Source organism: Streptomyces griseomycini, assembly GCF_014203535.1.
Lineage (GTDB): Bacteria > Actinomycetota > Actinomycetes > Streptomycetales > Streptomycetaceae > Streptomyces > Streptomyces griseomycini.
On sequence record NZ_JACHJI010000003.1, the window covers coordinates 453,556 to 467,528 of the forward strand.

Annotated in this window: 10 protein-coding genes; 9 read left to right on the forward strand and 1 reads right to left on the reverse strand. The window is 71.6% G+C overall.

The features are described from left to right. Positions 1-7 precede the first annotated feature (7 nt). Both pyrE and fbaA read left to right on the forward strand, forming a co-directional pair. Positions 8-556: an orotate phosphoribosyltransferase gene (gene pyrE, locus FHS37_RS10930; RefSeq protein ID WP_184819538.1), complete on the forward strand. Its 549-nt coding sequence runs from the start codon at positions 8-10 to the stop codon at positions 554-556. Positions 557-725: 169 nt separating this feature from the next. After that, positions 726-1,748: a class II fructose-bisphosphate aldolase gene (fbaA, locus tag FHS37_RS10935; RefSeq protein ID WP_184819540.1), complete on the forward strand. Its 1,023-nt coding sequence runs from the start codon at positions 726-728 to the stop codon at positions 1,746-1,748. 139 nt (positions 1,749-1,887) lie between these two features. Here the strand turns inward: fbaA and FHS37_RS10940 are convergent, their stop codons facing one another. Next, positions 1,888-2,307 carry a DUF3151 domain-containing protein gene (locus FHS37_RS10940; protein WP_184819542.1) on the reverse strand — a complete coding sequence of 140 codons (420 nt, stop codon included), beginning with the start codon at positions 2,305-2,307 and terminating at the stop codon, positions 1,888-1,890. 105 nt (positions 2,308-2,412) lie between these two features. Between FHS37_RS10940 and FHS37_RS10945 the strand changes: the two genes are divergently transcribed. The 7 genes from FHS37_RS10945 to kynU all read left to right on the forward strand — a co-directional run bounded on the left by FHS37_RS10945 (position 2,413) and on the right by kynU (position 13,826). Further along, positions 2,413-5,037, forward strand: coding sequence for a Pls/PosA family non-ribosomal peptide synthetase (locus FHS37_RS10945; RefSeq protein WP_184819544.1), 2,625 nt, complete (start codon positions 2,413-2,415; stop codon positions 5,035-5,037). A gap of 46 nt (positions 5,038-5,083) precedes the next feature. Next, a complete protein-coding gene (locus FHS37_RS10950) occupies positions 5,084-8,368 on the forward strand; it encodes a non-ribosomal peptide synthetase (RefSeq protein ID WP_184819546.1) in 3,285 nt (1,094 codons plus the stop codon). A 35-nt stretch (positions 8,369-8,403) separates the two neighbouring features. Beyond that, positions 8,404-9,411, forward strand: coding sequence for a TauD/TfdA family dioxygenase (locus FHS37_RS10955; RefSeq protein ID WP_184819548.1), 1,008 nt, complete (start codon positions 8,404-8,406; stop codon positions 9,409-9,411). Then, a complete protein-coding gene (gene sbnB, locus FHS37_RS10960; RefSeq protein WP_184819550.1) occupies positions 9,408-10,475 on the forward strand; it encodes a 2,3-diaminopropionate biosynthesis protein SbnB in 1,068 nt (355 codons plus the stop codon). The genes FHS37_RS10955 and sbnB overlap by 4 nt, the downstream gene beginning before the upstream one ends. A 42-nt stretch (positions 10,476-10,517) precedes the next feature. Next, positions 10,518-11,558 carry a 2,3-diaminopropionate biosynthesis protein SbnA gene (sbnA, locus tag FHS37_RS10965; protein WP_184819552.1) on the forward strand — a complete coding sequence of 347 codons (1,041 nt, stop codon included), beginning with the start codon at positions 10,518-10,520 and terminating at the stop codon, positions 11,556-11,558. A 236-nt stretch (positions 11,559-11,794) separates the two neighbouring features. After that, the gene (locus FHS37_RS10970; protein ID WP_184819554.1) at positions 11,795-12,625 is read left to right on the forward strand and encodes a tryptophan 2,3-dioxygenase family protein; all 831 of its coding nucleotides are present in this window, start codon (positions 11,795-11,797) and stop codon (positions 12,623-12,625) included. Next, the gene (gene kynU / locus FHS37_RS10975) at positions 12,618-13,826 is read left to right on the forward strand and encodes a kynureninase (RefSeq protein ID WP_184819556.1); all 1,209 of its coding nucleotides are present in this window, start codon (positions 12,618-12,620) and stop codon (positions 13,824-13,826) included. The genes FHS37_RS10970 and kynU overlap by 8 nt, the downstream gene beginning before the upstream one ends. Positions 13,827-13,973: the final 147 nt, after the last annotated feature.

Below are 13,973 nucleotides of genomic sequence, written 5' to 3' on the forward strand. Positions count from 1 at the left end.
TGGCGGCATGAGCGAAGTACGCGGCGCGCTGCTGCAGCAGATCAAGGACAAGGCCGTGGTGCACGGCAAGGTGACCCTCTCCTCCGGTCTGGAGGCCGACTACTACGTCGACCTGCGCCGCATCACCCTCGACGGCGAGGCCGCCCCGCTGGTCGGCCAGGTGCTGCTCGACCTGACCTCCGACCTCGACTTCGACGCGGTGGGCGGCCTGACCATGGGCGCCGACCCGGTCGCCGCCGCCATGCTGCACGCCGCCGCCGCGCGCGGCCGCAGGCTGGACGCCTTCGTGGTCCGCAAGGCCGCCAAGGCGCACGGCCTGCAGCGCCGCGTGGAGGGCCCGGACATCAAGGGCCGCCGGGTCCTGGTCGTCGAGGACACCTCCACCACCGGCGGCTCCCCGCTCACCGCGGTCGAGGCCGTGCGCGAGGCCGGCGCCGAGGTCGTGGCCGTCGCGACCATCGTCGACCGGGCCACCGGCGCCGCCGAGAAGATCCGGGAGGGCGCCGGGGTGCCGTACCTGTTCGCCTACTCCAAGGACGAGCTCGGCCTCGACTGACCCGTCCGGCCGCGCCGGTCCGACATCACCGGCATAACGACTTGACCTGCCCCGTCGACCGGCGGCCCGCGTCTGGGAAGATGGGGCCGACAATGACGTCGCAGCCAAGGTTCCAGGTCAGGGCCGACAGTACGCAGTACGCCACACCGCACGCATAAGGAGCGGACAGATGCCCATCGCAACCCCCGAGGTCTACAACGAGATGCTGGACCGGGCGAAGGCAGGGAAGTTCGCCTACCCGGCCATCAACGTCACCTCGTCCCAGACCCTGCACGCGGCACTGCGCGGCTTCGCCGAGGCGGAGAGCGACGGCATCGTCCAGATCTCGACGGGCGGCGCCGAGTTCCTGGGCGGCCAGCACAACAAGGACATGGTGACCGGCGCGGTCGCCCTGGCCGAGTTCGCGCACATCGTCGCCGAGAAGTACGACGTCAACATCGCCCTGCACACGGACCACTGCCCGAAGGACAAGCTCGACGGGTACGTGCGTCCGCTGCTGGCGGTCTCCGAGGAGCGCGTCAAGGCCGGCCGCAACCCGCTGTTCCAGTCCCACATGTGGGACGGCTCCGCGGAGACCCTCGCCGACAACCTCTCCATCGCCCAGGAGCTGCTCGAGCGCACCCGCGCCGCGAAGATCATCCTCGAGGTCGAGATCACCCCGACCGGCGGTGAGGAGGACGGCGTCTCGCACGAGATCAACGACTCCCTCTACACCACGGTCGACGACGCGATCCGCACGGCCGAGGCGCTGGGCCTGGGCGAGAAGGGCCGCTACCTGCTGGCCGCGTCCTTCGGCAACGTGCACGGCGTGTACAAGCCGGGCAACGTCGTGCTCCGCCCCGAGCTGCTGAAGGAGCTGAACGAGGGCGTCGCCGCCAAGTTCGGCAAGGCGTCCCCGTTCGACTTCGTCTTCCACGGCGGCTCCGGCTCCACCGAGCAGGAGATCCTCACCGCGCTGGAGAACGGCGTCGTGAAGATGAACATCGACACCGACACCCAGTACGCCTTCACGCGTCCGGTCGCCGACCACATGTTCCGCAACTACGACGGCGTCCTGAAGGTCGACGGCGAGGTCGGCGACAAGAAGACCTACGACCCGCGCACCTGGGGCAAGCTGGCCGAGGCGTCGATGTCCGCCCGCGTCGTCGAGGCCTGCCGCAACCTGCGCTCCACGGGCACCAGGATCAAGTAGGCCTCCGCACCGAGGAGGCCTCCTCGCAGGCGGCGAGAGCCCGGCACCCGTCCGCGGTGCCGGGCTCCTCGTGTCTCCTCCGGTGCTTCCCCGGGCTCTTCCCCCGCCCGGCGGCCGGGCGGGGGTCCGGCCGCGGTGACTACCGCTTCAGCTCGGTGTACGCCTCGGCGCTGCTGTCCTTGAGGAACTGCCAGCAACGCTCCGTCTCGTCCTGCTCGTGGATCTCTTCCGCGGCACGGGCGAGGGCGGCGAGGCAGCGCAGGAACCCGCGGTTGGCCCGGTGCTCCCAGGGGATGGGGCCGTGTCCCTTCCACCCGGCCCGGCGCAGCGCGTCCAGGCCGCGGTGGTAGCCGGTACGGGCGTACGCGTACGACTCGACCACCCGCCCCGCCTCGAAGGCGTCGTCGGCGAGCATCGCCCAGGCGAGCGAGAACGTCGGGTGCTTCGCCGCGACCTCGGCCGGCGTCAGGGACTCCTCGCCCAGCTGGCGGTACGCCTCTTCGTTCTCCGGCAGGTAGGTCGGCTCCGGACCGCCGAGCAGGTTCTTGTGCGTCGTCATGAAGGCAGTCTGCCACTTCCGCCACCGTGATTGAGCCGAGTGGCGCACCCTCGGTGGACGGCGGAGACTGGGACGTGGTAATTCCGTGAGGCTCGAGGAGCTTGCATGCTGGAGCAGCCTGCCGAGTCCCTGACGACCGTGCCGAGTGAATCTGGAGCCGCTGAACACAGGACGCACGGCCTGCCGGAAGAAAACAGCCCGTCGACAGACACGGAAAAGAACCTCGCCGAGGTCCTCGCCGGTGTCGTGCGCGTCGAGCAGGTGCCGGTCGACGGTAATTTCTTCGACGACCTCGGCGCTAATTCGCTGGTGATGGCGCAATTCTGTGCGCGCGTCCGGAAACGGCCGGATCTGCCGTCGGTCTCGATAAAGGACATCTACCGTTGTCCGACGATCCGCAGCCTGGCGGCGGCGGTCACCGATACCGGCGCCGGTATCGCGGGGGGATCCGGTGCCGAAGCCGCACCCGCCCCCGTCGGTTCGCCGGACACGGCACCGTCGGATGCAGTGACCCCTTCAGTGACCCCGGTCGGCACACTGCAGTACACCCTCTGCGGAGCACTGCAGTTGCTGATTCTCCTGGGATATCCCTCCCTCGCCGCAGTCCTCGCCGCGCACGGTTATGCGTGGATATCCGAAGGCTCGGGTGCGGTGGACGTCTACCTGCGATCGGTCGTCTTCGGCGGGATCGTCTTCGTCGGCGTGTGCGCTTTCCCGATCGTGGCCAAATGGGTCCTCGTCGGCCGGTGGAAGGAAAGCGAGTTCCCGGTCTGGGGGCTGACCTACCTGCGCTTCTGGATCGTCAAGGTCCTGCTCCACGCCAACCCGATGGTCCTCTTCGCCGGCAACCCCCTGTACGTGCTCTACCTGCGGGCGCTCGGCGCGCGCATCGGCCCGGGCGTCACGATCCTCTCGCGCCACGTCCCGGTCTGCACCGACCTGCTCACGATCGGCGCCGGCACGGTGATCCGCAAGGACGCGTTCCTCCTCTGCTACCGGGCGCACGCCGGCCGCATCCAGACGGGTCCGGTCGCCCTCGGCCGGAACGTGTTCGTCGGTGAGAAGGCCGTGCTCGACATCGCCACGTCGATGGGCGACGGGGCGCAGCTCGGTCACACGTCGTCGCTGCACAGGGGCCAGGCGGTCCCCGGCGACCAGCGGTGGCACGGGTCTCCGGCGCAGCGCACGGAGCTCGACTACGTGCGGGTCCCGCCCGCCAGGTGCGGGACCCTGCGCCGGGCCGGCTTCGGCCTCGCCACGGCGGGGCAGCTGTTCCTCCTCACCATGCCGTTGTCCGTCGGGGGCCTGTACCTGCTGCTGACGGGGACTCCGGCGCTGGGCGACCGGCCGGGACCGGGTGCGGCGGGACTCGCGTCGTCCGGGCTCTACGCCGATGCGCTGGTCCTGTCCTGCGTCCTGTTCTTCGGCCTCGTCGTCGCGGGCCTCGTCGTTCTGTTCACCGTGCCGCGCCTGCAGAACCTGCTCGTCAAACCGGGCAGGACATATCCCCTGTACGGCCTTCATTACTCGACGCACCGACTGGTCGCGCGCATCACCAACGTGAAGTTCTTCACCTGGCTCTTCGGTGACAGTTCCTGCATCGTCCACTATCTGCGCGGCCTCGGATACCACCTGACCCCGGTGGAGCAGACCGGGTCGAATTTCGGCACGGAGGTGAAGCACGAGACCCCGTACCTGTGCTCTGTCGGCACCGGCACGATGGTTGCCGACGGCCTGTCGATCGTCAATGCCGACTTCTCGAGCACGTCTTTCCGGGTGTCCCGTGCGTCGATCGGTCGGAACAATTTCCTCGGGAACCACATCGCGTACCCGTCCGGGGCGAAGACGGGCGACAACTGTCTCCTCGCGACGAAGGTGATGGTTCCCCTCGACGGCGAGGTGCGCGAGGGCGTCGGTCTGCTCGGTTCGCCGTGCTTCGAGATTCCCCGGTCGGTGGAGCGCGACCAGCGGTTCGACCACATGCGGACCGGGGCCGAGTTGCGGCGCAACCTCGCTGCCAAGAACCGCTACAACGGCCGGACGATGGCCCTCTTCCTGCTCGTGCGGTGGTTCTTCTTCTTCGTCCTCACGGTGTTCGCCCTCGCGGATGTCGCATTGTACGGATCCATCGGGTACGCGGCGGTCGCGGTATTCCTGGTGTTCACCCTCGTATTCACCCCCCTCTATTTCATAGCGGTGGAGCGCGCCCTCGTGGCTTTCCGCGGACTGCGACCGCGGTTGTGCTCCATCTACGACCCGTACTTCTGGTGGCACGAGCGTCTGTGGAAGGTTCCCGACCAGTACCTCGCCACCTTCAACGGCACCCCCTTCAAGAACGTGATCTGGCGGCTCCTCGGTGTCCGGATCGGCAGCAGGGTCTTCGACGACGGCTGCCACCTGTCGGAGCGGATGCTCACCACCATCGGGAGCGGCTGCACCCTCAACGCGGGGAGCAGGATCCAGTGCCACTCGCAGGAGGACGGCACCTTCAAGTCCGACCGCAGCACGATCGGGGACGGAAGCACCCTCGGTGTCGGTGCCCTCGTCCACTACGGCGTGACGATGGGCGACGGCTCCGTGCTCGCACCCGACTCCTTCCTCATGAAGGGCGAGGAGGTCCCGCGGCACGCGCGGTGGGGCGGAAACCCGGCCACGGAGACGAGCGGTGCCCCCGGTCGGCCGCGGACGGCGACCACGACGGCGACGACGGCGGGGGAGACGGCCTGGTAGACGGCGACGGACGGGGCGGCCACGGCGAGCGGAGAGGGACTGATCGATGGCGACGCGAGAGGCGGACCGGGAGTTCTGGCGCGGGGTGCTCGGCGCCGGCGGATCCACCACGGTCCCCCGGTGGACGCTCCGTCCGACGGCGGGCGTCGACGAGCACGAGGCCACGATCCCGGACGACGTCGTGAACGCCGTGCGCCGGCTGGCGCAGGACCTCGCGGTGCCCCTCGACTCCGTGCTGCTGGCCGCGCACGCCAAGGTGCTCGCCGCGTTGTCGGGCGAGCGCGACGTCACGACCGGCTACGTCGTGGAGGAGGGCGGCCGGCCGTTGCCCTGCCGGCTGACGACCGCACCCGCTTCATGGCGGGCGCTCCTGGCGGAGACCCATCGCGCCGCGTCGGAACTGCTGGCGCACAAGGACTTCCCGGTCGACGAGCTCAGGCGCGAGCCGGACCTCACCGGACCGTCGTACGAGACCGTCCTCTGCCCGGACGCGGCCCTCGGCCCCGGTCCGGCGGACGTCCCCGCCGACCTCGCCGGAGGCACCGTGCTGTGGACGGCGTTCTCGGAGCAGGGGGGCCGGCCCGCGCTGCGGCTGCGGTACCGGACCGACGCGGTCGACGCGGACCACGCCGCCAGGATCGCCGGTTACCACCTCACCGCGCTCGCACGCGCCGCGGCGGACCCGGACGCGGACCACGCACGGCAGAGCCTGCTCTCCGACGAGGAACTCCGGTTCCAGACCGAGGGGCTGTCCGGACCGCGCCGCACCCTGCCGGACGCCCGGATGCACGAGCTGTTCGAGCAGCGGGTGAGGCTGCACCCGGACGCCGTCGCGGCCGTGCACGGCGACCGGGAGTGGACGTACCGGGAGCTCGACGCCCGCGCCAACCGGCTGGGGCGGGCGCTGCTGGCGCGGGGGCTGCGACGCGAAGGCGTCGTCGCGGTGGTGACCGGGAGGAACCTGGACTGGCTGGCCGCCGTCCTCGCGGTCTTCAAGGCCGGAGGCGTGTACCTGCCCGTCGAGCCGGGGTTCCCGGCCGATCGCATCGCGGCCATGCTCGCCCGCGCCGGGTGCGGGCTCGTGCTCACCGAGCCCGGGAGCACCGACTCGCTCGACCGGGCACTGGACTCGCTGCCGGGAGTCCGCAAGCTCCTCATCGGCACGGCGTACCAGGAGGGCGGCCGCGACGACGACCTGGGCGTCGCCGTCGCGCCGGACCAGCTCGCCTACGTCTACTTCACCTCCGGTTCCACCGGAGAGCCCAAGGGTGCCATGTGCGAGCACGCGGGGATGCTCAACCACCTCCGCGCCAAGATCGAGGACCTGGAGATCGGCGAGGGGCGGGTGGTCGCGCAGACCGCGCCCCAGTGCTTCGACATCTCGCTGTGGCAACTGGTCTGCGCTCTGCTCGTCGGCGGGCGGACGCTGCTGGTCGAGCAGGAGGTGATCCTCGACGTCGAGCGGTTCGTCGACCGGATCGTCCGCGGCCGGGTCGCCGTCCTGCAGGTCGTGCCCTCCTACCTGGAGGTCGTCCTGACGTACCTGGAGCAGCACCCGCGGGAGCTGCCCGACCTGCGGTACGTGTCGGTGACCGGCGAGGCGCTGAAGAAGGAACTCGCCCAGCGCTGGTTCGCCGCCGAGCCCGGCATCAGGCTGGTCAACGCCTACGGCCTGACCGAGACCTCCGACGACACCAACCACGAGGTCATGGACCGCGCGCCGGAGGGCGACCGGGTCCCGCTCGGCCGGCCGGTCGGCAACGTGCACCTCTACGTCGTCGACGAGCACCTGAACCCGGTGCCGCTCGGCGCGCCGGGCGAGATCGCCTTCTCCGGGGTCTGCGTCGGCCGCGGCTACGTCAACGACCCCGACCGCACCGAGCGGGCCTTCCTGCCCGATCCGCACCGCGCGGGGGCCCGGCTCTACCGCAGCGGCGACCGGGGACGCTGGCTGCCCGACGGCAAGCTGGAGTTCCTCGGCCGCCGCGACACCCAGGTCAAGATCCGCGGGTTCAGGATCGAGGTCGGGGAGATCGAGAACACCCTGCTGCAGGTGCCCGGCGTCCGCGACACCGCCGTGGTGGTCGTCGAGCGGCCCGACCGGAGCAAGCACCTCGTGGCCTTCTGCTCCGGCCCGAGGCCGCTCCCCGTCGAGGAGCTGCGGGACCGGCTGGGCGGGTCGCTGCCGGAGTACATGGTGCCGTCGGCCTTCCACTGGCGGGAAAGGCTGCCGCTGACCGCCAACGGAAAGATCGACAAGAGGGCACTGGCGGCGCTCGTGGAGGAACCGGACGCCGTCGAGGACGACGAGAAGGGCCCCCGTGCGCCGGGCACGCCGACCGAGCGGCGGCTGGCGGCCGCCTGGGCGGAGGTGCTCGGCATCCCGCTGGACCGGATCGGACGCCACGACCACTTCTTCGACCGGGGCGGCACCTCGCTGTCGGCCGTACGGCTGGCGATCACCCTGGACCGCACGGTGTCGCTCAAGGACGTGACCCGGCACCCGGTCCTCGCCGACCTGGCCGCGCTGGTCGACGGCAGGTCCGAGCGGCGTTCCGGGCTGCTGCAGCCGCTGTGCGCACCGGACGGTGCGCCGGCCGCTGCCCTGGTGTGCTTCCCCCACGCCGGCGGCAACGCGGTGAACTTCCAGCCGATGGCCAGGGCGCTGCAGGGCACGGGGATCGCGGTCCACGCCGTCGAGCTGCCCGGTCACGACGTGGCCGTCGAGAGCGAGCCCTTCGCGTCGGTGGCGGACGTGGTCGCCCGGGTCGTCGCCGAGATCGTCGAACGCGGCCTGTCCGGAGTCCTGCTGTGGGGCCACTCCTCGGGCGCGGCCTTCGCCGTGGAGACGGCCAGGCAGCTGGACGAGCGCGGGGTGGACGTCCGACGGGTCTTCATCGGCGCGCAGTTGCCCGGCGACGCCGCCGACCGGCGGGACGCCGTCACCGAGCTGACCGGGCTGAGCGACGCCGAGATCGCCGCGAGGCTGAGCGCGGACAGCGGCTACGCCGAGCTCCGCGAGCTGGACGCGCGGCGCGCCGGGCGCATCGCCGCGGCCTACCGGCACGACTGCGTGTCCGCACACCGCTATTTCGCGGACCTCCTCGACACTCCCGCGGTGACGAGGCTGGCCGTGCCGGTCACCGTGGTCGTCGCCGCCGACGACCCGGTCACGGCCGGCCACCCGCGGCGCCACCGCGACTGGGAGCTCCTGGCGGACCACGTCGACCTGCACGAACTCGCCGACGGCGGCCACTACTTCCCACGCAGCCGTCCGGCCGAGGCGGCGCGGGCCGTGCTGCGCACCGTCGAACCACTGCCTTCTTCCTGAGCGGCACACACGCATGCCACGGAAAGGAAAACAGGATGTCCTCCATATCCCCGGCGTCGCTGCTGGAAGAGGTCGAACTCCGGCCCGGCCGGCCCCCGGTGCTACGGGCCGGGACCACCGGTGACGCTCCGCGCTGGGCGGCCGAGCACCGGGAGGCGCTGCGCGCCGTCGTCGCCGAGCACGGCTGCGTCCTGGTCCGCGGCCTCGGGCTGCGCGACGTGGCCGGGGCCGGTGCCGTCTTCGAGCGGCTGAGCACCGGGCTGATGGCCGAGAGGGAGACCTTCGCGCCCCGGCGGACCCACGCCGACGGCGTGTACTCCTCGACCCCGTGGCCGCCGAACCAACCGATGTGCATGCACCACGAACAGAGTTACGCGCTCGAGTTCCCCGGCCTGATGCTGTTCGCCTGCCTCACCGCGCCCCACCGGGGCGGGGCGACCGGAGTGGCCGACGCGGCGACCGTGCTCGAGGCACTGCCCACCGCGTTGACCGAGCGGTTCGAGCGGGAGGGCTGGCTGCTCACCCGGAGCTACAACGACGAGATCGGGTCGTCCCTCGCCGAGGCCTTCGGCACCGACGAGCGGGGCGCCGTCGAGGACTACTGCCGCGCCAACGCGATCGAGTGCGCGTGGCAGCCCGACGGGACCCTGCGCACCCGCCAGCGCCGCAGCGCCGTGCTGCGCCATCCGGCCGACGGGCGGCGCTGCTGGTTCAACCAGGTCGCGTTCCTCAACGAGTGGACCCTGGCCCCCGAGGTCCGCGAGTACCTCGTCGACGTCTACGGCGCCGACGGGCTGCCGTTCAACACCCGTTTCGGGAACGGCGACCCGATCGGTGAGGACGTGGTGCAGCTGCTCAACGAGGTCTACGAGAACCACACCGCGCGCGAGCCGTGGCAGGCCGGCGACCTGATGATCGTCGACAACGTACGCACCGCGCACAGCCGGGAGCCCTTCGAGGGACCACGCGACGTGCTCGTCGCGATGGCCGACCCGGTGCGGCTGTCCGACTGCGAGACGGCCTCCGAGGTGACCGTCCGATGACCGGCGTCCCCGGCGTGCCGACGTCCGCCACGGGCGAACCGCACACCGTGCGCCCCTTCGCGGTGATCTCCGGTGCCCAGGTCCAGCGGGTGCTGGAGGGGCGCGAGAAGCAGGTCGTCGAGTTGACCGAGGCCGCCTACCGGCTGCACGGCGCCGGTGACTCGGTGAACCCGCCGTCGTACTTCCTGCGCTTCCCCGACCGTCCGACCTCACGGATCATCGCGCTGCCGGCCTCGCTCGGCGGGCACGTACGGGTGGACGGGGTGAAGTGGATCTCCAGCTTCCCGGAGAACGTCCGGGCCGGCCTCCCGAGGGCGTCCGCCGTGCTGATCCTCAACGACCAGGACACCGGCTACCCGTTCGCCTGCCTGGAGAGTTCCGTCATCAGCGCCACCAGGACGGCCGCGTCCGCGGCGCTGGCCGCGGACCGGCTCAGCCGGGACCGGCCACGGCCCACGCGGGTCGGGTTCTGCGGGACGGGCCTGATCGCCCGCTACATCCACACGTTCCTGGCCGGCAACGGCTGGTCGTTCGAGGAGACGGGGGTGTACGACCTGGCCGCCGACAGCACGGCCGGGTTCCGCCGCTACCTCGAGCAGTCGGGCGCCACCGGCCGGATCACGGTGCACCACAGCGCCGAGGAGCTGATCCGCGGCAGCGACCTGGTGGTCTTCGCCACCGTCGCCGGTGAACCGCACGTCGGCGACCCCACGTGGTTCTCGCACCACCCCGTGGTCCTGCACGTGTCCCTGCGCGACCTCGCGCCGGAGGTCATCCTCGCCTCGACCAACATCGTGGACGACGTCGAGCACTGCCTGAAGGCCGACACCTCGCCCCACCTGGCCGAGCAGCTCACGGGCAACCGGGACTTCCTGCACGGAACGCTGGACGACGTGATGACCGGGCGGGTGACGGTGCCGGCGGGCCGGCCGGTGGTGTTCTCGCCCTTCGGCCTCGGGGTGCTCGACCTCGCGGTCGGGAAGTACGTCTACGACGAGGTGGCCCGCTCCGGGGAGCTGCACGTCATCGACGACTTCTTCCACGAACTGCGCCGTTACGGATGACCGTCCCAGAGCGCACCTGCCGCACACGAGAAGAAGAAAGTCATGCCCGTCATCACCGCTCCCCACGCCTTCAACGAGTCCCAGCTCTACGTCGACCTCGAACCCGTCCTCGGGTGCCCCCTGCTCCTGAAGTGCGAGGGCTTCAACTTCGCCGGCTCGATCAAGCTGAAGGCCGCGACCGAAATGGTGGAGGCCGCCGAGCGGGACGGACGCCTCAAGCCGGGGTCGATCCTGGTCGAGTCCTCGTCCGGCAACCTCGGCATAGCGCTGAGCATGATCGCGGCGAGCAAGGACTACCGCTTCCTGTGCGTGACGGACTCCCGCTGCAACCTGTCGACCAGGCTCCTGATGGAGGCCCTGGGCAGCCGGGTGCACACCATCACCAGTCCGAACGCCGAAGGCGGCTTCCTGGGCGCGCGGATCGACTACGTCCGTGCGCTGTGCGATTCCGACGACCGGTACGTGTGGCTCAGCCAGTACACCAACCCGAGCAACTGGAAGGCGCACTACCGCAAGACGGCGCCGGAGATCGCCCAGTACTTCCCGCGCCTGGGCGTGCTGTTCGTCGGCGCCGGCACCACCGGGACCCTGATGGGCTGCGCACGCTACTTCCGCCAGTGGCACCGGCCGGTGCGGATCGTCGCGGTGGACAGCGTCGGTTCGGTGTCCTTCGGCGGTCCGCCGGGCCGCCGCATGATCCCCGGGCTCGGCATGAGCATGCCGCCACCGCTCCTGGACGAGTCCTACGTGGACGAGGTGGTGCGCGTCGAGGAGACGGACACCATCCGCGTGTGCCACCGCCTGGCCAGGCGCGGGTTCCTCTTCGGCGGCTCCACCGGCACGGTCGTCAGCGGCGCGATGCGCTGGCTGGACGCCCACGACACGCGTGAGATCACCGCGGTGGCCATCGCCCCGGACCTCGGCGAGCGCTATCTCGACACCATCTACCAGTCCAACTGGCTGTACGACCTCTACGGCGAGGACCTGCTCGACCCCGAGGAGGCGGTCGGCGGTCCCCGGGAGGCCGGCCCCGTGCCCGCGTTCCCGGAGAGCCGCCAGCCGCCCCCGCCCGAGGACCGGTGACGGTGCCGACGGTGACGGACACCGTCGGCACCGTCGGTACCGGGGCCGAACGGCGCCGGAGGCAGCGGCCCGGACCCTCCGGCCGGGACGTGGCGCTTCCGCGAGGCCCGCCCGTGACCAGGCGGGCCTTGCGGCTGTGGGGGAGGATTGCGGAGGATGCCCCGTGGGGACCGGGGCCCCCGTGCCGGTAACGGCAGGGGCGGACCGCTACCCGGAGTACACAGCAGGAGACAGCGATGTCCCACGAGGCTCACGAGCCCGAGACCCCGCATCTCGACTTCAGGGGAACGACCCCTTACGAGGACTACGTCAAGGCCGACGTCCTCACCCACCTCCAGCACCCCCTCTCCGACGATCCCGGAGAGATGGTCTTCCTGGTCACCACCCAGGTGATGGAGCTGTGGTTCACCGTCATCGTCCACGAGTGGGAGACGGCGGCGAAGGCGCTGCGCGAGGACGACGTGCCGACCGCGGTCGACGCGCTGAAGCGGTCCGTGCGGGAGCTGGAGGCGCTGAACGCCTCCTGGAAGCCGCTGAGCGGCCTCACCCCCGCGCAGTTCAACGCCTACCGCGGCGCCCTCGGCGAGGGCTCCGGCTTCCAGTCGGCGATGTACCGGCGCCTGGAGTTCCTGCTCGGCGACAAGTCCGCGTCCATGCTGGTCCCGCACCGGGGCGCACCGCGCGCGCACGCCGAGCTGGAGAAGGCGCTGCACGAGCCGAGCCTCTACGACGAGGTGCTGCGGTTCCTCGCGCGGCGCGGGCACGCGATCCCCCAGGACGTGCTGCGGCGCGACGTGTCGCAGCGGTACGAGCCGTCGCCCGCGGTGGAGGCGGTCTGGACGGCCGTCTACTCGGGTGACGAGCGGGACGAGGTCGCCCGCCTGGGCGAGGCGCTGACCGACGTCGCCGAGCTGGTGTGGCGCTGGCGCAACGACCACCTGGTCGCCACTCGCCGCGCGATGGGCGCCAAGGCCGGCACGGGCGGCTCGGCCGGCGTGGCCTGGCTGGAGAAGCGGGCCCGCAAGAACGTGTTCCCCGAGCTGTGGACGGCGCGGTCCTATGTCTGAGCTGCTGGCCGCCAAGGCCGAGAAACTGGACGGGGCCGACGAGCTGGCCGGCAAGCGCGCCGAGTTCGTCCTGGACGACGTGGTCTACCTCGACGGCAACTCGCTGGGCGCCCTGCCCGCCGCCGTCCCCGGCCGGATCGAGGACGTGGTCCGTCGGCAGTGGGGCGAACTGCGCATCCGGTCCTGGACGGAGGGCGGCTGGTGGACGGCGCCGGAGCGGATCGGCGACCGGATCGCCCCGCTGGTCGGCGCCGCGGCCGGGCAGATCGTGGTCGGCGACTCGACCAGCGTCAACGTGTTCAAGGCGCTGGTGGGCGCGGTGCGGCTGGCGCGGTCGGCCGGTGCCGGGCGGGACGAGATCGTGGTCGACGCGACCACGTTCCCCACGGACGGCTACATCGCCGCCTCAGCGGCCCGGATGACCGGCTGCGCCCTGCGTCCGGTGCCCCCGTCCGAGGTCCCGGGCGTGCTCGGCGACCGTACGGCGGCGGTGCTGCTCAACCACGTCGACTACCGCACCGGCCGGCTGCACGACCTGCCGTCGCTCACGGCCGCCGTGCACGCGGCGGGGGCGTACGCCGTCTGGGACCTGTGCCACAGCGCGGGCGCGCTGCCGGTCGGGCTGGACGAGCACGGCGTGGACCTGGCGGTCGGGTGCACCTACAAGTACCTGAACGGCGGCCCCGGTTCACCGGCGTTCCTCTACGTGCGCGCGGACCTGCAGGACCGCTTCGACTCCCCGCTGCCCGGCTGGAACTCCCACGCCGAGCCCTTCGGGATGCGCCCGGACTACGAGCCGGCGGCGGGCGCGGTGCGCGGGCGGGTCGGCACCCCGGACATCCTCTCCCTGCTCGCCCTGGAGGCGGCGCTGGAGGTCTGGGACGGCGTGACGGTCGACGCGGTGCGGGCCAAGTCCCTCGCGCTGACGGACTTCTTCCTGGAGTGCGTCGAGGCCTACGTCCCCGAGGGCCGGGTCGCCTGCGTGACCCCGCGGGCGCACGGGGAGCGGGGCAGCCAGGTCGCGCTGCGCTGCCCGGACGCCGGTGACGTGATGGAGCGGCTGATCGGGCGCGGGGTGGTCGGCGACTTCCGCCACCCCGACGTGCTCCGCTTCGGCTTCACCCCGCTGTACGTCGGCTTCGCGGACGTGGAGCGGGCGGCGCGGGTGCTGGCGGAGGGCCTGGCGGAGGCCGGTGGCTGAGGGGCCGCCGCAGGACCGGTGACGTGCGTCCCGGCCCGCGCCGCGTCCGCCGCGGCGCGGGCCGGGACGTCGTTCGGGGGAGACGTTCACCGAGCGTGATATCCCCATGTCCACGCCGGTCACCGTCCTGGTACCGTCCCGGCCAAC

Bases quoted from the DNA above. Each gene is read 5' to 3' on its own strand.
- FHS37_RS10955 (WP_184819548.1), top strand. From the start codon at position 8,404: ATGTCCTCCATATCCCCGGCGTCGCTGCTGGAAGAGGTCGAACTCCGG.
- FHS37_RS10970 (WP_184819554.1), top strand. From the start codon at position 11,795: ATGTCCCACGAGGCTCACGAGCCCGAGACCCCGCATCTCGACTTCAGG.
- FHS37_RS10950 (WP_184819546.1), top strand. From the start codon at position 5,084: ATGGCGACGCGAGAGGCGGACCGGGAGTTCTGGCGCGGGGTGCTCGGC.
- kynU (WP_184819556.1), top strand. From the start codon at position 12,618: ATGTCTGAGCTGCTGGCCGCCAAGGCCGAGAAACTGGACGGGGCCGAC.
- sbnA (WP_184819552.1), top strand. From the start codon at position 10,518: ATGCCCGTCATCACCGCTCCCCACGCCTTCAACGAGTCCCAGCTCTAC.
- fbaA (WP_184819540.1), top strand. From the start codon at position 726: ATGCCCATCGCAACCCCCGAGGTCTACAACGAGATGCTGGACCGGGCG.
- pyrE (WP_184819538.1), top strand. From the start codon at position 8: ATGAGCGAAGTACGCGGCGCGCTGCTGCAGCAGATCAAGGACAAGGCC.
- FHS37_RS10940 (WP_184819542.1), bottom strand. From the start codon at position 2,307: ATGACGACGCACAAGAACCTGCTCGGCGGTCCGGAGCCGACCTACCTG.
- FHS37_RS10945 (WP_184819544.1), top strand. From the start codon at position 2,413: ATGCTGGAGCAGCCTGCCGAGTCCCTGACGACCGTGCCGAGTGAATCT.
- sbnB (WP_184819550.1), top strand. From the start codon at position 9,408: ATGACCGGCGTCCCCGGCGTGCCGACGTCCGCCACGGGCGAACCGCAC.